Below are 18,654 nucleotides of genomic sequence, written 5' to 3' on the forward strand. Positions count from 1 at the left end.
CCCCCCCGCCGGTGGGGGGCGGGCCCCCCCCGGGCCCACCCCGGCCGGCGGGGGGGGGCCCCCCCCGCTGCTTTTAGTTGTGGTCTCCGGTGCAGGCGCCATGGTCTGTGAAGCGGGCAGCAGGTACGCGTGATCGCTTGCACTCAGTGTGTGGGAGTGCTAATTATTGACTTAGCACTCTTGCCGGATGACTGCTAAAAGTCCCCCGGCGTTGAGTGAACCAGCAACCACTGGGGTGAGGTTCGGGGAACCGCGTAAAGAGATCGCGCTAGCCGGGCCGTCCGTCGCGGGCACCTCAGCCGGGAATGGAAATTTTTGCTCCAAGCATGACTGTTCCGGAAGGACGATAGCCGTTATGGCCAAGATCATTGCATTTGAAGAAGAGGCACGCCGCGGCCTCGAGCGCGGGTTGAACATCCTCGCCGACGCCGTCAAGGTCACCCTCGGCCCGCGTGGCCGCAACGTAGTCCTCGAAAAGAAGTGGGGCGCTCCCACGATCACCAATGACGGCGTGTCCATCGCCAAGGAGATCGAACTGGACGATCCCTACGAGAAGATCGGCGCTGAGCTGGTCAAGGAAGTTGCCAAGAAGACTGACGATGTTGCCGGTGACGGCACCACCACGGCAACTGTCCTGGCCCAGGCGCTGGTGCGCGAAGGCCTGCGCAACGTTGCCGCCGGTGCCGACCCGCTGAGCCTGAAGCGCGGCATTGAGAAGGCTGTTGCAGCCGTCACCGCCGAGCTGATTTCTTCCGCCAAGGAGATCGAAACCAAGGAGCAGATCGCGGCTACGGCTTCCATCTCCGCCGGTGACCAGCAGATCGGCGACCTGATCGCCGAAGCACTGGACAAGGTCGGCAAGGAAGGCGTCATCACGGTCGAGGAGTCCAACACCTTCGGCCTGGAGCTGGAACTCACCGAAGGCATGCGCTTCGACAAGGGTTACATCTCCGGTTACTTCGTCACTGACGCTGAGCGCCAGGAAACGGTCCTCGAGGATCCGTACATCCTGATCGTCAACTCCAAGATCTCCAACGTCAAGGACCTCGTTGCCGTCCTCGAAAAGGTCATGCAGTCCGGCAAGCCGCTGCTGATCATTGCCGAAGACGTCGAGGGCGAAGCCCTGGCAACCCTGGTGGTCAACAAGATCCGCGGCACCTTCAAGTCCGTAGCCGTCAAGGCTCCGGGCTTCGGCGACCGCCGCAAGGCCCAGCTGGCTGACATCGCCATCCTCACCGGCGGCCAGGTCATCGCCGAAGAAGTTGGACTGAAGCTCGAAAACGCCACGCTCGACCTGCTGGGCAAGGCCCGCAAGGTTGTAGTCACCAAGGACGAAACCACCATCGTCGAAGGTGCAGGCGACGCTGAAGAGATCGCTGGCCGCGTCAACCAGATCCGCGCCGAAATCGAGAACTCCGATTCCGATTACGACCGCGAGAAGCTGCAGGAACGCCTTGCCAAGCTGGCCGGCGGTGTCGCTGTCATCAAGGCCGGTGCCGCAACCGAGGTGGAACTGAAGGAACGCAAGCACCGCATTGAGGACGCCGTCCGCAACGCAAAGGCTGCCGTTGAAGAAGGCATCGTCGCCGGTGGCGGCGTGGCCCTCATCCAGGCCGGCCTCAAGGCCTTCGCCAACCTCTCCCTCGAGGGCGACGAAGCAACGGGCGCGAACATCGTCCGCGTTGCCATCGACGCCCCGCTGAAGCAGATTGCCTTCAACGCCGGCATGGAGCCCGGTGTTGTGGTGGACAAGGTCCGCGGCCTGCCCGAAGGCTTCGGCCTGAACGCAGCCACCGGTGAGTACGAAGACCTGCTGGCTGCCGGCATCAACGACCCGGTAAAGGTGACGCGTTCCGCCCTGCAGAACGCTGCCTCCATCGCCGGCCTGTTCCTGACCACCGAAGCTGTGGTCGCGGACAAGCCGGAGAAGTCGGCTCCCGCCATGGGCGGCGCTGACGAGATGGCCGGCATGGGCGGCATGGGCGGCTTCTAAGCCCCCGGCTGACTCGGCTCAGCCTCTGCGCCACGCGTAAAGCAGGCACGGCACCCCGTTGGGGTGTCGTGCCTGCTTTGTTTCACCCGGGTCTAGTGGCGGAACAGTGAGGTGTTCGCTGCCTCCGTTTCGGCATACTGCGCCGACGCGAAGGCCAACGCCTGGTTAATGCTGTCCAGGGACTCCTCCACACGGGCCTGCGTAGCCCGCCAATCAGTAACCAGCGACTGGAAGTTGGCCGAGGCAGCGCCCCGCCAGATCTCGCCCAGTGACGCCAGCCCGGCCTGCATGCCGTTGACGTCCGCCCTCAGGCGCTCGATGGTTCCCTGTACTTCTGCACTCTTGGCGGCCAGCGCTTCGCTGTCCACGGCGAATAAGGGCATGTCTTCCTCCTGGTAAGGGTGCGGTTCGGATACCGGCAAGGCTAAGCAGCCCCGGGCACCGCAGCATGCCGGGAGGAACCCCTGTGGACGGCAGGAACAGGTGTCACACGGCCGGAAGGGGTGTGGAGGAGCGCAGGGGCGCCCGTCAGCTTCCCTTGCCCTCTTCGGCCCCGTCAGCGTCTTCGACCTCATCAGGGCTCTCCGGGAACTGCTCGGGTGCCCGGTACGGCAGCCGGATGGAGAGGGTGGCGCCGCCGCCCTCTGTTTCCGCGAGCCGCACCGTCCCGTCGTGCTGGGCCACCAGGGCAGCCACGATGGCCAGCCCAAGCCCGGTGCCGCCGGTTTCCCGGTAGCGGGAGGAATCGGCACGGTAGAAGCGCTCAAAGACGCGCGCGGCGTCGTCCTCCGAGATGCCGGGGCCGTGGTCTCGCACCTCCAGGACGGCGTCCATCCGGTCGTGGATGACCGGGGCAACCCCCACCGCCACCTCAATGGGCGAGCCGTCCGGGGTATAGCGCAGCGCATTGGTCATCAGGTTGGCCACTACCTGGCGCAGCCGTGCCTCGTCCCCCATGGTGGGCGCACTCTGCGGACCGTTCCCGTCCAGCCCCACCACCTTGATGACCCGGTCCGGTGCGCTGGCGCGGGCATCCATGGCGGCGTCGTTCCCCAGGATCATCAGGTCCACCGGTTCGTATTCCAGCGGCCGCTGCTCATCCACCCGGGCCAGGGTGAGCAGGTCTTCCACCAGTTGGCCCATGCGTTTGGCCTCGGATTCAATCCGTCCCATGGCCGCGGCAACTTCATCGGGTTTCTGCAGGGCGCCGTGCCGGTACAGTTCCGAGAATCCGCGAATAGTCACCAGGGGTGTCCGCAGCTCGTGGGAGGCGTCCTGGACAAAGCGGCGCATCTTCCGTTCGGACTGGGTCCGGGCGGCGAAGGCAGTCTCAATGTGCGCCAGCATAGCGTTCAACGAGCGGGAAAGGCGGCCGATTTCCGTGGCGGGATTGCCGACCTCCACGCGCCGGGACAGGTCACCGGCGGCAATGGCGGCTGCCGTCTTCTCCACCTGGCTCAGGGGCCGGAACTGCCGGGTCACGGCCCAATAGGCAATACCGGTGGCGCCCAGGGTCCCCAGCAGCCCCACGGAGAAGACCAGCGAGGCGGCCTCGTCCACCGTAGCGGCCACCGAATCCAGCGGAATGGCAACGGCCACGGAGCCGGGCAGGTTCTGGAAGTCGTAGATCCGTACCCGCCAGCCCTTGGACATGGGGGAGGTGCCGCGTACGTCAAAGCCGCGCGTGCCCATTTCGGCGACCTGGTCGGAGGTGTAGTCCGGGATCATTGGAATGTCCGCCGCGGACTCGGAGTGGGTCGCGGGACCGTGGCTGCCGTCTTCGTTCAGGTAGAGGCCGTAGTAGCGGAACAGGGACGCATCGGTGCTGGGGTCATTGACCAGCAGGTAACGGGAGACGGCAGGAGCGTTCTCGTTAATGTCGGCATCCAGGCGGCCCACCAGGATCTGGCGCAGCACATAGATGGTCGCCAACCCGGTGATGGTTACAGTCACCACCATCAGCACCGCCATGATGGCGACCAGCTGCGACCGCAGCGAAGCGGATTTCCAGCGCCGTACCAAGGCCCTAGCGCTTCTCCGAGGAGCGGAGCAGGTAGCCCACGCCGCGCTTGGTCTGGATCAGGGCCGGGGCGTCGGGGCTGCGGTCGATCTTGCGGCGCAGGTAGGAAATGTAGGACTCCACAATCGAAGCGTCGCCGTTGAAGTCGTATTCCCAGACATGGTCCAGGATCTGGGCCTTGGACAGCACCCGATTGGGATTAAGCATCAGGTAGCGCAGCAGTTTGAACTCGGTGGGGGAGAGATCGATGGTGACGCCGCCGCGGCGGACCTCGTGGGCGTCGTCGTCGAGCTCCAGGTCATCCACGCGGATGACGGCGTCATCATCCTCCAGGGGCTGGGTGCGGCGCAGCACTGCACGGATGCGGGCCACCACCTCGTCCAGGCTGAACGGCTTGGTGACGTAGTCGTCGCCGCCCACGGTCAGGCCGGTGACCTTGTCCTCGGTGTCGTCGCGGGCGGTCAGGAAAACCACGGGGAAGTGCTGGCCGGCGGCGCGGAGCCTGCGGGTGAGCGTGAACCCGTCCATGTCCGGAAGCATCACGTCCAGGACGGCGAGGTCCGGGTTGTGCGAGTCCACGGCGGCCAGTGCTTCACGGCCGTTGGCGGCAGCGACGACGTCGAAACCGGCGAACCGCAGCGAGGTGGACAGCAGTTCGCGGATGTTCGGCTCATCATCGACAACAAGGAGGCGTGCTTCGGGTGCAGACGATTTGTTCACCTGCCCAGTTTCTTACATTTAGCTGGACGTTGTCTGTAGGTCTGCATGAAGTCAGCTGGATAAATCCGGGTAGTTTGACCGGGTGGGCTGCGGGAGCGTCAAAAGCCCATGAGTGTCGAAAGGAGGTCCCGGTATGCCGTGCCGGTGGTCACCGCCTCGAATGAGACCTGCCCGTCGCTGACCGAGAGCAGATGCTGTCCGGCACGGCCGGCATCCACGTACCCCCACTCAGGAACGGGCCCGCGGTCTGCGGTCTGCACTTGGACCCGCCAGATGAACCAGGGTTCGCGCCACATGCGGATCCAGGCGGGATCATCCGTGGGTGGTGGCTCGTTCACGGAAAGCAGGCGGCGGTCAAAAACGCTGGTTGGACAATCCAGGACACCCTGGGTCAGAGTCCAAGCGGGGGCCAGGCCCAACCATGACGCCACGGTTGGCGCGAGTTCCGGAAGCCCTACGAAATCCAGCTGGACCAGGCCCTCATAATCACCGGTCCTGCCGGCATCGAGTTCGGCATGGGAAGGGCCGGCGAGTATCAACGCATTTTCGTCATCCAGCTGGATCTGCAGATCCGAGGACCCCTGCGGGTGGAGGCATTGGATACGGATGGCGGCGCGGGTTGCGGTCAGGGGTGCCGTCACGGTGGCTCCCTCGGGCGTCAAACGTCCTGCGGTGTCCATCAGGCCGGCTTCCACCAGAGCCGCGAGGCCCGATTCCCGGTTCTTCCGCTGGAGGCGGCCGACCCGGCCGTTCTCCGCCGCGGCATCCAGCAGGGTGACCGCGTCGCCGTCCAGCCATGGCCCCAGCGACTTGTAGGGCTGCCGGGCGGACAGCCCGGACAGCTGTTCAAGATCGGCACCGAGGATGTTGCTGGCGGCCTCATCGAGCGCGGGTTCACGTTCGGGGACAATATCAACCATTGGAGCTGTCTTTCATGGTGGCCGAGAGCGCGATAGACCCCAGGACTTCGTCGTAGGCGCCGAGCTGGTTGGCGGCGCAGGAAGTGGTCACGGTACCTGCAAGCCCGTTTTCAAGCAGCAGCAGGAGGGTGCAGTGGATCAACCCGCCGGAGCCGCGGTGCAGGTACTCCATCCGGCGGACGGCCTCCAGATGCGGAACCGGATCCACGGAGAGCAGGTAAGGGTCTGCCAGGGACGTCAGGAGTGCCGCCATAACCACCGTGCTCAGCTGGGTGACGGTGCCGGGGAAGGCAAACGTGGTTACCGTGACGTTCGGCCTGAAGCCGCCCTCGTCCATCCACGGAGCAACGGGCGCCGCCACTACCAGCTCCGCCTCAGGGAGCTGAATCACTGACCAGTCAGACGGTCGTTGAAGGGCAACATTGGCGCTTCGGTCAGCGGTGAACATTCTTGCTCCTCCGAAGCCAGGTGAACGGGGACGAATACTCGGGTTTCCGGAGCTGCTCCTTATCTGCGCCGCTGTCCAGCCAATCCTTGTACCACTGGGGCAGCATAAAGCGGGGAAGGCGGAAGAGGCAGGTCAGCGCCAACACCATCAGAGCTGAAAGGACAAACTGCGGGCCCATGGTGCTAAACCAGTCGATCCGAAGTTCCACGCCAATCACCAGCAGGATGCCGAACGCAAGAAACGGCAGCAGGTAAAACCCCATAAAACCCAGGTAATTGTGCTTGCCAAACTGGTACATGCTCGTCCCGGCCGCCCACCTTCGCCAGCTTCCGTTCATAGCGGCGACGCCGGTAATCAGGCAATAAAGGACTATGAAGAGTCCGACCACGCCGACCAATAAGATCGCTAGTGTATTCATGTCGTTGGATTCTGCCATGCTTCTTTCTTTTCTCCTGCCGCCTTGCCGAGCAGCATGCACGGCGGCGTCACCAAAGCTTCAGGTTCTCCCACGTTTCTTTGAGGGCACCCTTCGCGGCCTTGGCCACGCCGTCCTCGCCAACGTTCCTGAGGAAGTTTCCGGCGCCTTCTCCGACGGCTCCGCCGATCCACCCTCCCACAGCTGCTCCTACGACGGTTCCCACCACGGGGATGGGAATAAAGCTGCCCACTGCGGCCCCGGCGGTGGTACCGAGACTGCCGCCGGCGATGGCGAATCCGCCTTCGACAATCGCCGTGGCAGCGGCGCTGCCAACGCGCTGGCCAGTGCTGTAATCGGGATGCTCCAACTGGTCTTGGTTCCATTGTTCGGACCCGTTTTTGTAGATGGACAAGACGCCGTCTATCACGCCCAAGCCGTTAGAGGCCTTATTCGCCCAACCCGGGATCTGCGGAACCCTTGCCGTTGTTCCGCCGGCCGTGGTCCGCCGCCGGGCGTGTTCGACCACCGGGTCACGGAACACCGGCCGATGGACCGTGATTGCGCGGCGGCCCATCGGCGCCAGCAGTGTTGCCATCACGCTGTCCGGCGGGTAATAGCGGTGGGGCCGGCCATTCATGCGGAGCGTGACGGACCCGTCGACGTTGAGGCTGCGTCGATTGGAGCCCGGGTCAAGGGCCACTCGGATCAGCCGTGGACCCGGGGCCGAATGGATTGACAGCAGCCCGTGGGACAGCAGACCGCCCCCGACGGCGGCATAGGGGGAGGTTGCGCTGCCGGGCGCTTCCCAGACCGACTGGTGCAGGCCGGAAATGGCTCCGGCGCAAACGTCTTCGGCTGCCTGGAGCTCAGCTGCGATGGCCCATGTTTCACGGGCGATACGGGATTCTTCCGCCTCCGCAGCGGCCACGCCGTCCTCGTCATCCTCATCCGGCACTTGGGAAGCGTGGGCGCCCATAGCCGCTACCAGGGCGTCGTACCGCGGGCGAAGCGCATCGACGGCGTCGGCGAAGGCATCAAGGGCGTCCCGGATACCTCCGGTGACCTCCGCCGCCGCGTCGGTGTACGTTGCGGCCTTGTCCATGGCGCCGTGGACGATGTCCTGCTCAGGGGCCTGGTAACTGTCCCGCAGCCCTGCCCATGTTGCGACCAGGTCCTGCCCGTGGCCTCTCGCCCGGTTTCCCGAGTCCGCCACGCGTGCTGCGTCGCCGCGGATGGCGCCTGTGTCGGGCAGCTCCGGCAGGTTGCCGGCGCTCACGGCAGGGCTCCGGCAGGGGCGTCGTCGAGGCTGGTTAAGGAGGACCCGCCCGCCGACTGATTGGCGTTTCCTGCCATCTCCGCATCGCCGCTCACATAATGATTAACCGCATCGCCGGTTGAATTGCAGGCGTTCCCCGCGCGTACGGTGCCGCTGTTAACCAGCCGGGACAAATAGTCCTCGTAGCATTCCGTCATTGCCGAAAGGATTACGGGGCTGTTTGTTGAGCCGGCCGCGGAACTGACCGCATCCTGCAGGGTGGTTTCCTCTGCCTGCAGGTCCTCCACAGTGACCCGTGCCTTTTCGATGACGCCCCGGACTACGTCGACCTGGATATCCCAGCCGTTTATCGGCATCTTTCCCCCGTGGATAACGGAACAGCTTACGGTTCCGAGTGCTGGAACAAATGTAGCGAATGTCCAGACGAATTTAACCCAGAAAGGAGAGGGCGGCCATGGGGAGAACTACCCATGGCCAAATACAGTTAGACCGGCTTTTCGATATCGGAGGCGTCGAGGATGGAATAGGCATAGCCCTGCTCGGCCAGGAACCGCTGCCGCTTGGCGGCGAATTCCTGGTCCAGGGTGTCCCGGGCCACCACTGTGTAGAAATGGGCTGCCTTGCCATCCGCCTTGGGCCGCAGCAGCCGTCCCAGCCGCTGCGCTTCCTCCTGCCGGGAGCCGAAGGAACCGGACACCTGGATGGCCACGGAGGCCTCGGGCAGGTCGATGGAGAAGTTGGCAACCTTGGAGACCACCAGGGTGTTCAGCTTGCCCTCGCGGAATTCGCCAAACAGCCGCTGGCGCTCCTTCACCGGGGTATCGCCCTTGATGACGGGGGCGTCCAGCCGTTCAGCCAGTTCGTCCAGCTGGTCCAGGTACTGCCCGATGACCAGGGTCTGCTCACCGGTGTGGCGCTTCACCAACTGCTCGACGACGCCGGTCTTGGTCTCCGACGTCGAGCACAGCCGGTACTTGTCCCCGTCTTCGGCCATGGCGTAAGCCACCCGCTCATCCCGGGGCAGGTCCACCCGGACCTCGACGCATTCGGCCGGGGCAATGTAGCCCTGCGCCTCAATGTCCTTCCAAGGAGCGTCGTACCGCTTGGGTCCGATCAGGGAGAAGACTTCACCCTCGCGTCCGTCTTCGCGCACCAGCGTGGCGGTCAGGCCGAGCCGGCGGCGGGCCTGCAGATCCGCCGTCATCCTAAAGATCGGGGCCGGCAGCAGGTGCACCTCGTCATAGATAATCAGCCCCCAGTCGTTCGCGTCCAGGAGTTCCAGGTGCGGGTACAGGCCGCCGCGCTTGAGCGTCAGGACCTGGTAGGTGGCGATCGTGACCGGGCGGACTTCCTTCACGGCACCGGAGTATTCACCGATCTCGTCCTCGGTCAGCGAGGTCCGCTTGAGCAGTTCGTCCTTCCACTGCCGGGCGGAAACGGTGTTGGTGACCAGGATCAGCGTGGTGGTGGAGCTGGTCGCCATGGCGGCGGCTCCCACCAGGGTCTTGCCGGCACCGCAGGGGAGGACCACCACACCGGACCCGCCGGCCCAGAAGTTCTCGGTGGCCAGTTTCTGGTACGGGCGCAGGGCCCAGCCGTCTTCATTCAGCATGATGGGATGCGGGGTGCCGTCCACGTAGCCGGCCAAGTCTTCGGCAGGCCAGCCGAGCTTGAGCAGCAACTGCTTCAGCTGCCCCCGCATGGCGGACTGCACCACCACCGTCTCGCCGTCGATCCGCGGACCGAGCAGCGGCTGGATCTTCTTGGCGTGCATTACTTCTTCCAACACCGGGTAGTCGGTGGTGCGCAGCACCAAGCCGTGCTGGGGGTCCTTTTCCAGCCGCAGCCTGCCGTACCGGGACATGGTTTCTTCAATGTCGATCAGCAGTGAATGCGGCACCGGGAAGCGTGAATAGGTGAGGAGCGTGTTCAGGACCTGCTCGGCGTCGAGCCCCGCGGCACGCGCATTCCACAGACCCAGCGGGGTCAGCCGGTAGCTGTGGATGTGCTCGGGTGCCCGCTCCAGTTCGGCAAACGCGGCAATTGCATGCCGTGCCTCGGTTGCCTGCTCATGGTCGACCTCAAGGAGAATCGTTTTATCGCTCTGGACAATCAACGGTCCGTCAACCATGCGCCGGGCTACCCTCCACTATTTCCACATCCATAATCCGATGTACTGACACTGTACGTTCCACGTCGTGGCGCGGATCGTAGACCCGCACCCTTCCCTCGGTCACCGATAGGGGAACGAATATCTCCTGCCGCTGATTCCCCTGGCTGTCCACAACGCCCATCCGCACCGAACTCTTGGTCCGGATGGCCTTGCGCAGGGTCTCCAAGCTGACGAGGGACTGGCTTTCCCCGTTCGCCTGCAGCGGCGGTCCTTCGCCGCGCAGGGCTGCCAATTGCCGTTCCAGGTCCGCATCGGTCAGTTCCCACGGGTTCAGGCGCGTCTTGGAGGAGGACGGGGCGGCCACCGGGACCATCCGGTGGGAGCCCACCGGCTTGCGGGCCGGGCCCTCCAGTGCCGGGGGATACCCCAGATCCCGCAGGGACGAGGTCAGTTCCTTGGCCGGCACATTGGCCGCAACCACCGTGGGTGCCAAGCGGACCAGTCCCAGCGACGCTGTCCGCGGATCGGCCAGCAGGGCATTAAGGCCGGCTTCGTCGTCGCTGCGGAGGTATGACCCGGCGGCTCCCACCCGCAGCCGGCCGTACCGGGCGGCGGTGTCCTCCACCAGATAGCGCAGCGGCTGCGGAACCTCCGTGGCTGAATGCTGGCGCAGGAAGGCAAGAATGCCGTCGGCGTCGTGCCCTTCGTCCAGCGCGCGTCGGATGGAATCCGCGGAGAAACGGTAGATGGCCGCCGGGCCCTGACCCTCGGCGGTGGAGATCAGCGCCAGTTCCCGCGCGACGTCCGGCTCCAGGTAACCCGGTGCCACTGCCGTCAGGTCAGCCTGCAGCAGGAACGAATTCAGGGGTGCGGGCAACGCATCGCGCAGCACCTGCGTGGCAGCGGCATAGTCCCCGGCGGCCACGGACGAGCCGAGCAGCGTCAGTGCACCGGAGCCGAGCAGGCCCAACTGCGCAGCTTCCTTGAGGATGCCCGGAACCAGGCGTGCGAACCGCCGCTGCAGCCGCGGCTGGTGCCAGGTCAGGGCACTGATGAGGTCTTCCGGATCAAACGCCCCCACTGTTCCGTTTTCGCTGTCGCGCTCGGAAAGGAGGGCAAGCATTTCCATGGCCCGACGGCGGACCACGGGGGCGTCGGGCCGGGATACTTCGGCGGCCAGTGCGTTGACCGCGCCGCCTGCCGGCAGGGGAGCACCCACGAGGGAAGGTGCACGGTCCGCATCCAGCCACGCTTCAACCAGCCGGCGCCACTGCTCTTCGCGGTTCTCGTTCAGCCAGTTCCCTTCGGAGGCGCCCCACCGGGAAGTGGCTGCGTCCAGGGTGATCAGCCCGGCAATGGCGGCCAGCTCCAGCAGCCAGGAGGTGGTGGCGCCGTCGAGCCGCAGCGACTCGGACAGACGGCGTACTTCGCGTACACCCACTCCGCCCGAACGCAGGGTGCCGACCGGATTCTCGGCCGCCAGCGCCAGCAGTTCCGTGACTAGGCGCAGGGTCTCGGCCACTGCACCGAACGCGGCGTTATCCCTCAGGTTTCGGGTGACACTGCGGGGAGAGGGGCGGGGAGCTTCGAGCTGGAAATCGGACACAATGACGTGCCCGCGCGACGCCTGGCCCACGGGACGGGGCAGTTCCACGTGCAACGCGTCCAGGGGAACCAGCAGGCCGCGGGAAACCAGCCACTCCACCGGTGTGGGGGAGGGGTTGTCCAAGACGGCCCGTCCCATGGTGGCTTTCTTCGGGATGGTGCCCACCGGGGAGTACTTGAACCGCCGCAGCAGCTCCGTGGTGCCCGGAGGCGCCCCGTTCATCAGCGCCGCCCAGCCGGCAGGATCCGAAACCAAGTGGTGCAGGGAATGGGCAGCCGTGGCGGGGGTGTCCGCTTTCTCCAAGGGCAGCCCGGTGCTGCGCAGCCCTTCCACGATGCCCACCAGGCGCTGCCCGAACTCCGGGTGCTGTGCGGCGAGGGTGGAGTAGGGCCGGCCGAGACCCGCGGGATAGGCGCCCAGCGCCTCACCCAGAACGGACACCGGCAGGTAGAAGCGGCGCGAAGCGTCAGCTTTCGGCGCTCCCGGATGCGGTTTGGCCCGCCGCAGCAGGGCCAGCGAATGGAGGTGGGCCAGGATGGCGTCCAGGGACTTGATGGTGGACCCGGCAATCGCGGCCTTCAGCCATGAGGCGGTGGTGCTGAGCTGGGAATCTTCGTTGGTGGTCAGGTCAACGGCTTCAAGCACCTGCAGCTCGGGGGCAGTCAGCTTTTCAAGGATGCGCTGCACGCTGACCCGAGTGGAGGCGCGGGCCGCCAGGGCCTGGAAATCGGGGACCGGAGGAAGGACCAGATCGGGCCGGGCCGCGAACAATTCACGCAGCTGGTCGTCGCTGCGTGCGGCTAGATCATCGGCCAAAGCTCGAATCGCGGACATCAGCACCACGTTACCTGAGTGGGAAGGGAAACGGACCGATCAGCCTCGGCGTCTGCGCCGAACTCCGCTGATGACCAAACCTGCCATCAGCAGGAAAGCGAGAGGTAACGCAAAGTAGACGGCAGCAACCAGCCACGGGGCAACCGACTGGCCCTGCAGGGCAAGGATCAAAACGGCAGCCAGGGTTCCCAGCCCGAACAGGGCCAGAAGACCGGCCGCCGCGGCCAGGGCCCCCGAAATCCACGCGCGGGTGCGGCGGGGACCAGGCTGGGAGCCGGAAACAGAGGCCGAGGCGGACCGGACGGAGTCCGGCGGGGTTTTGTTCATGGTGATTAACGCTAACAGCGGAAATCCGCGGGACAAAGGGGCAGCCTTGGAGCCCCTATTCGCTTGTCGGGATATTCTAAAGGGAACAGACTTCCCCGTAGTATCTCAGAGGTACGGGTACCCCCCCGCTGCTTGCTGGGCAACGCGGAAACGGTGGCGGAACTGAACGGTCATGCAACAAGGCAGATGTCCTGCCGCAATCGGAACTAAGAACGAGGTAACCGAAGTGCCTATCGGCAAGGTCAAGTGGTTCGACACCGGCAAGGGTTTTGGTTTTCTGGCCACGGACGATGGACAGGAAGTCTTCCTCCATGCCTCGGCCCTGCCGGCTGGCGTCAGCGAGGTTAAGCCCGGTACGCGCATGGAGTTCGGTGTAGCCGACGGCCGGCGCGGACCGCAGGCCCTCTCCGCCCGTATCCTGGAGGCACCGCCGTCGGTTGCCAAGGCCACGCGCAAGGACGCCGAAGACATGGCCGTTATAACGGAAGACCTGATCAAACTGCTCGATGGCATTTCCAACGGACTGCGCCGCGGCCGCTACCCGGAAAAGAAGCATGCCACCAAGGTGGCCGCTGTGCTGCGTGCCGTTGCCGATGACTTGGATATATAAGGTTCGTGCGCTGAAGTGACAATGACACCCGTAACTCCCTCTCCCGAAACGCCCTCCGACCCGGCGGCCCGTAAACGTGCGCCCCGGCGGTCGGGGAAGCCCGACGCCGTGCTGGCTGCCGCGGTGGCGGAAGCACGTGCAGGCCTGCTCGAAGTTGCGTCCCCGGCTGAAGTTGGGGAGTACGCGGGGGCCGCGGCCGACGGCGAACGGCTGGTGACCCACCGGTTCACCTCGCTGCGCCCCGGTTACCGAGGCTGGCAGTGGTACGCCACTGTTGCCCGGATGCCGCGCAGCAAGAAGGTGACGGTCAGTGAAGTAGGGCTGCTTCCGTCGGAGGATGCGCTGCTGGCTCCGGAGTGGGTGCCCTGGTCGGAGCGGCTGCGTCCGGAAGACATTGCTGCCGAGCAGGAACAGTTGGCCCTCGAACAGGCAGCCCGGGAACATGTTGACGACGAACAGCACGCCCACGCCGAATCCCGGGACAAGGATGGCCAAGCGCGGGACGGCGCTCCCGAAGACGACGCTCCCGAAGACAGCGCGCGCCAAGACGATGCAGCGCAGTCCGGCGCGCAGGATCATCAGGAGACGGACGCGCAGGAGGACGAATAATCCGTGGCGGTTGCGGCAACTGGTTCAACAATCCCTGAGGGGGCGCTGAGCTGATGTTCCGCTCCCTCCGCCTCTTCAACTACCGGATCTGGTTCTTCGGCGCACTGGTTTCCAATGTCGGCACCTGGATGCAGCGGACCGCGCAGGACTGGCTGGTCTACGACATCCTCACCAACCAGGATGCCGCAGCCATGGGAATCGTGATGGCGCTGCAGCTGGGGCCACAGCTTCTCCTGGCCCCGTGGTCCGGGCTGATAGCCGACTCCTACAACCGGCGCAAAGTCCTGCTGATGACGCAGATCAGCATGGGTGCCCTGGGTCTGGCCCTGGGCCTGCTGGTGATTTCCGGCCAGGCGCAGCTGTGGCACGTGTACGCATTTGCGCTGGCCCTGGGCGTGGTGTCGGCGGTGGACGGACCGGCGCGCCAGGCGTTCGTCTCCGAGGTGGTTTCCGAGCGGGATCTGCCCAACGCCGTGGCGCTGAACAGTGCCTCCTTTAACGGGGCGCGGATGATCGGCCCCGCCGTCGCCGGACTCCTGACCGTCGCCGTCGGGCCGGGGCTGGTGTTTGTACTGAACGCCGTGACGTTCGGCGCCATGGTGCTCGCACTGCTGAATATGCGTGCCGGCGAACTGCGCGTGCTCCCCAAGGCGCCCCCGGGGAAGGGCCGCATCCGGGCAGGACTGGCCTATGTGAGGCACCGGCCCGACCTCATCATGGTGATGCTGGCAATCTTCATCGTGGGCACCTTTGGCATGAATTTCGCCATTTACATAGCTGCCATGGCACGTACCGAGTTCGGCCGGGACGCGGGCACGTTCGGCCTCCTCAATTCGGTGATGGCGATCGGTTCCGTCGCGGGCGCCTTGCTTTCCGCGCGGCGGGACAGGCCGCGCCTGCGCTTTGTCTTCGGAGCCGCAGGGGCCTTTGGCTTGTCCTGCATCCTGTCCGCAGCTGCGCCCACCCTGATTTTGTTCGGTCTATGCCTGATCCCGGTGGGCCTGTCCGCACTGACCCTGATGACGAGCGCCAATGCGTATGTTCAAACCACCACCGCCCAGGTCATGCGCGGGCGGGTGATGGCGCTGTATTTCGCCATCTTTATGGGCGGAACACCGCTGGGCGCGCCGGTGGTGGGCTGGGTTTCGGACTCGTTCGGCCCCCGCTGGAGCCTCGGTGTGGCCGCAGCCTCGGGGCTGCTGGCAGCCGCCATCGGTTTCGTATGGGCCTGGCGGACCTACGGGATGCGGTTCCACTATGACCGGAACCTGCCCCGGCGGCTCAGCATGACCACAGATACGCCGGAAAAAGCGCAGGACCCGGACAGCGCGTAGCGTTCGGGCCCTCCGGGCAGTGCATGCCCATGTTGGCAGTAATCAGGCTCAGGAGTTCGCGATCACGTAGTCGATGCACGCCAGGAGGGCGCTGACGTCGTCGGGCTCAATGGCGACAAAGGTGGCAATGCGCAGCTGGTTTCGGCCGAGCTTGCGGTAAGGCTCCACGTCCACGACGCCGTTGGCCCGCAGCGTCTTGGCAATGGCGGCGGCGTCGATGTCCGCTGCGAAATCGATGGTGGCAATAACGTTGGAACGGTCCTCCGGGCGGGCCACGAACGGGGTGGCAACGGCGGACTGTTCGGCCCACGAATAGATCCGTCCGGCAGATTCCGCGGTGCGGCCGGCGGCGAACGCCAGCCCGCCGTTGCCGTTCAGCCAGTCAATCTGGGCGTTGAGGGTCACCAGCGTGGACAACGACGGCGTGTTGTAGGTCTGGTTCAGCCGCGAGTTGTCCACGGCGGTCTGCAGGTTGAGGAAATCCGGGATCCAGCGGTCGCCGGCATTGATCCGCGCGGCGCGTTCCAGCGCAGCGGGGGAGAACATGCCCAGCCACAAGCCGCCGTCTGACGCGAAGTTCTTCTGCGGGGCGAAGTAGTACACATCGGACTGCGCCAGGTCCACGTCCAGGCCGCCGGCAGCCGAGGTCGCGTCGATCAGCACCAGGGCGCCGTCGTCGGAACCTTCCACCCGGCGCACCGGAGCGGCAACGCCGGTGGACGTTTCGTTCTGCGGCCAAGCATAGACATCCACCCCCGCTTCAGCCGCCGGTTCCGGACGGGTGCCCGGTTCAGCCGTGATGATGCTCGACGCCGAGAGGAACGGTGCTTTATTGGTAGCCGCCGCAAACTTGGAGCCGAATTCACCGAAGGACAGGTGCTGGGCCTTCTCCTGAACCAATCCGAAAGCGGCGACGTCCCAGAAAGCAGTGGAGCCGCCCACGCCCAGAACTACCTCGTAGCCCTCCGGAGCGGAGAACAGCTCGGCCAGTCCCTCGCGGATGCTGCCCACGAGGTTCCGCACGGGTGCCTGGCGGTGGGAGGTGCCCAGAAGCCCGGTGCCGGCACGTTCCAGCGCCGCCATCTGTTCCGGACGTACTTTGGACGGCCCGGCACCAAAGCGGCCGTCCTGCGGGAGGAGTTCAGCGGGAATCTTCAGTGCGGCGGTGTCGCCCATTGTGTCGCTCCAAGCGTGTCGAACGGAAAGCGCGTCTGCATTTCCATTCTGCCGCACCGCTTTCTTTCGGACGGTTTATGACCGCCGCCACAGGGATGTGTGGCGGGAAGCCCGCAATTTTCGGGCGGTCCGGCCGGTAGGCTAACGTGTTGGCGTAGACCCGGGCAGCGCGTTTTGCCGCTGTCCTCTTGCCTTCTACTAGGAGCGGCCCGTCATGACGGATCTCATTGACACAACTGAGATGTATCTCAGGACCATCCTGGAGCTGGAAGAAGAGAACATTGTGGCGCTGCGGGCGCGTATTGCCGAGCGGCTGAGGCACTCAGGCCCCACCGTGTCCCAGACCGTTGGCCGGATGGAGCGTGACGGCCTCGTGGTGGTGGCGGGAACCCGCCGGCTCGAACTGACGGAACTGGGCCGCCGGCGCGCTACCGAGGTGATGCGCAAGCACCGGCTCGCGGAGCGGCTGCTCTCGGACGTTATCGGCCTGGACTGGGCCTACGTCCACGACGAGGCCTGCCGGTGGGAACACGTGATGAGTGAGCGCGTGGAGCGCCGGCTGTATGAGCTGCTGGGACATCCCACGGAATCCCCTTACGGCAATCCGATTCCAGGCCTCGAGGGCATCGGCGGAGAGCCGGCACCGGTCTTCCACCAGGGCGTGCATGACCTGGTCTCTGCCGTGGCTGCCGTAGAGACAGGGTCCAAGTTGACCCTCCTGCGGCTGGCCGAACCCATCCAGGTGGAGCCGGAGCTGCTGTCCCAGCTGGATGAAGCCGGGCTGCGCCCCGGTGCGGAAATCACCGCCGAAGTCGTAGGCGGCTACATTTCCGTGCGTGTCCCCGGCATCGAAGGAGCGCTTGAATTGCCGGCAGAAGTGGCCGCACACGTTTTTGTGGCACACGCCGGGTAACGGAATGGTTACTTTTGGGACATTTACCCTATAGTGAATTCCGACGTTGAAACACCATCGTTATCCGGTCTGTCCGCCGAGCCCTGCCAACGGACCGGAGCACCAAACTCGTCAGGCAGGGGCGGAGGACCCAATTTCCGGCAGAAGAACTGCCTTGGGGTGAAGCCTTCCGGAGGCCGGCGGCAAAACGTGCATAGAAGCACGCAGTGCCGGCGGTGAGCCGAGGGCCGAGTTTCTCTACTCGAATCCGACAGCTAACTTCGCAGGCGTTCCAAGAGAGGGAAACACTTGTCGAAGCATGCTGCTTCGGGGCGCCGCCGTGCGGCTGCCCCTGTTGCGCCCGCCCGCCGGCGCAGCTCCCCGCCCTCCGGGCGCAGGCGGGTTGAAACAAAAACCCTGTCCATGGGTGGCGCCGCCCAAAAGGTGGCCATCACCGCCGCCACATCAGGCCTGATCCTCACCGCAGCGCTGCCCACCTCCGCGGCCGCTGACGATCCCGTCCAGCCGCAGCCGGTTTCGGCCGACACACCGGTTTCCGCGGATGCCAACGCGAACATCGGATTTGCCCGCGCCGGGTTGAGCAGCAGCTATGACCCGGACGCCAAGCTGGCTTCCGTCGGCGTGGCAGCAGGGTCCCACACGGTCCCCGCGGCCGCTAAGGGCACGCTGTCCACCCCGCTGGATTCCGCGCTGGTGGAGACATCGGGATTCGGCCACCGCGTCAGCCCCATTACGGGCGAAACCGGGGAAATGCATAACGGCCAGGATTTCGCCGCCACCTGCGGCACCGCAGTAAACGCAGCTGCTTCCGGAAAAGTGGTCTTCGCCGGCTGGCACCCCTACGGCGGCGGCAACCGCGTTGTCATTGACCACGGCAACGGGGTCGAAACCACCTATAACCACCTATCCGCCATTTCCGTGTCGGTAGGCAGCGAAATCAAGCGTGGAAACCTGGTGGGAGCAAGCGGAACAACGGGCTCTTCCACGGGTTGCCACCTGCATTTCGAGGTCATGGTTAACGGTGAAGTAGTGGACCCGCTGAACTGGTTGTAACCGCACGAATATCATTTCGTGACCGGAACGTGACATAGCGCAAATGTTGCTGTACGCTCGTCCTCGTGCCCGATTGGCCAAAGATCGGGCACCTTCGAACAGATCGCCTAGCTCTGCCACTGTTTGAAGTCCGTTCGCAGAATCGCATGGCAGAGGCGGGGGAACCAATTTCGGGTTTCGCAAGAAGCCCTTGGGGTTAAGTTGCAAATGGCTTTAGGCCTGGCAACCGGGTGACTCCCATCCGAATCCGACAGCTCACCTCGTAGGCAATTGGGAGAGGCAAA

18 protein-coding genes and 2 riboswitches are annotated in these 18,654 nt (G+C 65.1%); of the genes, 6 read left to right on the forward strand and 12 right to left on the reverse strand.

Features of this window, described 5'->3' with window-relative positions; all coding sequences use genetic code 11:
- Nucleotides 1-355 precede the first annotated feature (355 nt).
- Nucleotides 356-1,993: a chaperonin GroEL gene (gene groL, locus LJ754_RS11485; protein ID WP_227913524.1), complete on the forward strand. Its 1,638-nt coding sequence runs from the start codon at nucleotides 356-358 to the stop codon at nucleotides 1,991-1,993.
- 92 nt (nucleotides 1,994-2,085) lie between these two features.
- Here the strand turns inward: groL and LJ754_RS11490 are convergent, their stop codons facing one another.
- The 11 genes from LJ754_RS11490 to LJ754_RS11540 form a co-directional block, all read right to left on the reverse strand.
- Complete coding sequence (locus tag LJ754_RS11490; RefSeq protein ID WP_227913523.1) at nucleotides 2,086-2,376, reverse strand: WXG100 family type VII secretion target; 291 nt, start codon at nucleotides 2,374-2,376, stop codon at nucleotides 2,086-2,088.
- Between the two features lie 145 nt (nucleotides 2,377-2,521).
- The gene (locus LJ754_RS11495; RefSeq protein WP_227926675.1) at nucleotides 2,522-4,015 is read right to left on the reverse strand and encodes a sensor histidine kinase; all 1,494 of its coding nucleotides are present in this window, start codon (nucleotides 4,013-4,015) and stop codon (nucleotides 2,522-2,524) included.
- Nucleotides 4,016-4,019: 4 nt separating this feature from the next.
- Entirely contained in the window at nucleotides 4,020-4,733 is a 714-nt protein-coding gene (locus LJ754_RS11500) for a response regulator transcription factor (RefSeq protein WP_227913521.1), read from the reverse strand.
- A 98-nt stretch (nucleotides 4,734-4,831) separates the two neighbouring features.
- Entirely contained in the window at nucleotides 4,832-5,653 is an 822-nt protein-coding gene (locus LJ754_RS11505) for a hypothetical protein (RefSeq protein WP_227926676.1), read from the reverse strand.
- A complete protein-coding gene (locus tag LJ754_RS11510; protein WP_227926677.1) occupies nucleotides 5,646-6,044 on the reverse strand; it encodes a hypothetical protein in 399 nt (132 codons plus the stop codon). The genes LJ754_RS11505 and LJ754_RS11510 overlap by 8 nt, the downstream gene beginning before the upstream one ends.
- Nucleotides 6,045-6,087: 43 nt before the next feature.
- Nucleotides 6,088-6,537: a hypothetical protein gene (locus LJ754_RS11515; RefSeq protein WP_227926678.1), complete on the reverse strand. Its 450-nt coding sequence runs from the start codon at nucleotides 6,535-6,537 to the stop codon at nucleotides 6,088-6,090.
- Between the two features lie 49 nt (nucleotides 6,538-6,586).
- Nucleotides 6,587-7,795 carry a hypothetical protein gene (locus LJ754_RS11520; protein WP_227926679.1) on the reverse strand — a complete coding sequence of 403 codons (1,209 nt, stop codon included), beginning with the start codon at nucleotides 7,793-7,795 and terminating at the stop codon, nucleotides 6,587-6,589.
- Nucleotides 7,792-8,151, reverse strand: coding sequence for a DUF6507 family protein (locus tag LJ754_RS11525; protein ID WP_227926680.1), 360 nt, complete (start codon nucleotides 8,149-8,151; stop codon nucleotides 7,792-7,794). Before LJ754_RS11525 ends, LJ754_RS11520 begins: the two co-directional genes overlap by 4 nt.
- 128 nt (nucleotides 8,152-8,279) lie before the next feature.
- Nucleotides 8,280-9,926, reverse strand: coding sequence for a DNA repair helicase XPB (locus LJ754_RS11530; protein ID WP_227926681.1), 1,647 nt, complete (start codon nucleotides 9,924-9,926; stop codon nucleotides 8,280-8,282).
- On the reverse strand, nucleotides 9,919-12,348 hold the full coding sequence (locus tag LJ754_RS11535) for a helicase-associated domain-containing protein (protein ID WP_227913519.1): 2,430 nt from the start codon (nucleotides 12,346-12,348) through the stop codon (nucleotides 9,919-9,921). The genes LJ754_RS11530 and LJ754_RS11535 overlap by 8 nt, the downstream gene beginning before the upstream one ends.
- A 39-nt stretch (nucleotides 12,349-12,387) precedes the next feature.
- On the reverse strand, nucleotides 12,388-12,675 hold the full coding sequence (locus LJ754_RS11540) for a hypothetical protein (RefSeq protein WP_227913518.1): 288 nt from the start codon (nucleotides 12,673-12,675) through the stop codon (nucleotides 12,388-12,390).
- Nucleotides 12,676-12,901: 226 nt separating this feature from the next.
- On the opposite strand from LJ754_RS11540, the gene LJ754_RS11545 reads away from it, so the two are divergent.
- The 3 genes from LJ754_RS11545 to LJ754_RS11555 are packed head-to-tail and all read left to right on the forward strand — an operon-like array spanning nucleotide 12,902 to nucleotide 15,228.
- Complete coding sequence (locus LJ754_RS11545) at nucleotides 12,902-13,285, forward strand: cold-shock protein (protein WP_227913517.1); 384 nt, start codon at nucleotides 12,902-12,904, stop codon at nucleotides 13,283-13,285.
- A gap of 21 nt (nucleotides 13,286-13,306) precedes the next feature.
- Entirely contained in the window at nucleotides 13,307-13,894 is a 588-nt protein-coding gene (locus LJ754_RS11550; protein ID WP_227926894.1) for a DUF3027 domain-containing protein, read from the forward strand.
- A gap of 53 nt (nucleotides 13,895-13,947) precedes the next feature.
- Entirely contained in the window at nucleotides 13,948-15,228 is a 1,281-nt protein-coding gene (locus LJ754_RS11555) for an MFS transporter (protein ID WP_227926683.1), read from the forward strand.
- 48 nt (nucleotides 15,229-15,276) lie between these two features.
- Here LJ754_RS11555 and serC read toward each other — a convergent pair whose 3' ends face one another.
- Nucleotides 15,277-16,404 (reverse strand): phosphoserine transaminase, encoded by a 1,128-nt coding sequence (gene serC / locus LJ754_RS11560; protein WP_227913515.1) that lies wholly within the window; start codon nucleotides 16,402-16,404, stop codon nucleotides 15,277-15,279.
- Between the two features lie 214 nt (nucleotides 16,405-16,618).
- Between serC and LJ754_RS11565 the strand changes: the two genes are divergently transcribed.
- The gene (locus tag LJ754_RS11565) at nucleotides 16,619-17,317 is read left to right on the forward strand and encodes a metal-dependent transcriptional regulator (protein ID WP_227926684.1); all 699 of its coding nucleotides are present in this window, start codon (nucleotides 16,619-16,621) and stop codon (nucleotides 17,315-17,317) included.
- 90 nt (nucleotides 17,318-17,407) lie between these two features.
- Nucleotides 17,408-17,602, forward strand: a riboswitch (cyclic di-AMP (ydaO/yuaA leader).
- A 3-nt stretch (nucleotides 17,603-17,605) separates the two neighbouring features.
- Nucleotides 17,606-18,370 carry a M23 family metallopeptidase gene (locus LJ754_RS11570; protein WP_227926686.1) on the forward strand — a complete coding sequence of 255 codons (765 nt, stop codon included), beginning with the start codon at nucleotides 17,606-17,608 and terminating at the stop codon, nucleotides 18,368-18,370.
- Nucleotides 18,371-18,495: 125 nt separating this feature from the next.
- A riboswitch (cyclic di-AMP (ydaO/yuaA leader) is annotated at nucleotides 18,496-18,654 on the forward strand.

The organism is Arthrobacter sp. zg-Y40, assembly GCF_020731535.1.
Classification (GTDB): domain Bacteria; phylum Actinomycetota; class Actinomycetes; order Actinomycetales; family Micrococcaceae; genus Arthrobacter_B.

Coding starts and splice junctions, on each gene's coding strand:
- serC (WP_227913515.1), bottom strand. CDS start 16,404: ATGGGCGACACCGCCGCACTGAAGATTCCCGCTGAACTCCTCCCGCAG.
- groL (WP_227913524.1), top strand. CDS start 356: ATGGCCAAGATCATTGCATTTGAAGAAGAGGCACGCCGCGGCCTCGAG.
- LJ754_RS11515 (WP_227926678.1), bottom strand. CDS start 6,537: ATGGCAGAATCCAACGACATGAATACACTAGCGATCTTATTGGTCGGC.
- LJ754_RS11550 (WP_227926894.1), top strand. CDS start 13,307: ATGACACCCGTAACTCCCTCTCCCGAAACGCCCTCCGACCCGGCGGCC.
- LJ754_RS11565 (WP_227926684.1), top strand. CDS start 16,619: ATGACGGATCTCATTGACACAACTGAGATGTATCTCAGGACCATCCTG.
- LJ754_RS11535 (WP_227913519.1), bottom strand. CDS start 12,348: ATGTCCGCGATTCGAGCTTTGGCCGATGATCTAGCCGCACGCAGCGAC.
- LJ754_RS11505 (WP_227926676.1), bottom strand. CDS start 5,653: ATGGTTGATATTGTCCCCGAACGTGAACCCGCGCTCGATGAGGCCGCC.
- LJ754_RS11540 (WP_227913518.1), bottom strand. CDS start 12,675: ATGAACAAAACCCCGCCGGACTCCGTCCGGTCCGCCTCGGCCTCTGTT.
- LJ754_RS11490 (WP_227913523.1), bottom strand. CDS start 2,376: ATGCCCTTATTCGCCGTGGACAGCGAAGCGCTGGCCGCCAAGAGTGCA.
- LJ754_RS11530 (WP_227926681.1), bottom strand. CDS start 9,926: ATGGTTGACGGACCGTTGATTGTCCAGAGCGATAAAACGATTCTCCTT.
- LJ754_RS11525 (WP_227926680.1), bottom strand. CDS start 8,151: ATGCCGATAAACGGCTGGGATATCCAGGTCGACGTAGTCCGGGGCGTC.
- LJ754_RS11555 (WP_227926683.1), top strand. CDS start 13,948: ATGTTCCGCTCCCTCCGCCTCTTCAACTACCGGATCTGGTTCTTCGGC.